Below are 312 nucleotides of genomic sequence, written 5' to 3'. Positions count from 1 at the left end.
AAACGAGCTTGTAGCCGACTAGCGTGACTATTAAGCTGCTTTTGGGCAATCTCTTCAGGATGTGCGGGATTGATCCTCTCAATAGCAGTAGCGCGCTTTTCTTCAAGCGCCCGGATGCGATCTAGTATTTCAGCATACATAACTCTAAATGAGCGATAATCATCTTCGGTAATACCGAGCTTTGCTGGTGCACCTGCGATTCGTAAATCAGCTAAACGAGCATTCAACTCACTGATCAACGTCTGAGCATCTTCAAGTCCCTGTTCGTCGTCAATTTGAGTATTGAAGTCTATATTTTGCGTTTCATCGAAT

1 protein-coding gene is annotated in these 312 nt (G+C 44.2%); it reads right to left on the bottom strand.

Features of this window, described 5'->3' with window-relative positions; all coding sequences use genetic code 11:
- Positions 1 to 312: hypothetical protein (locus ACM615_RS24250; protein ID WP_431012687.1), on the bottom strand; the 312-nt coding region annotated here is incomplete at both ends.

The organism is Rahnella sp. PAMC25617, from assembly GCF_050606005.1.
Taxonomy (GTDB): domain Bacteria; phylum Pseudomonadota; class Gammaproteobacteria; order Enterobacterales; family Enterobacteriaceae; genus Rahnella; species Rahnella variigena.
The sequence above is the reverse complement of the archived record's forward strand: the minus strand, read 5'-3'. Positions and strand labels throughout refer to the sequence as shown.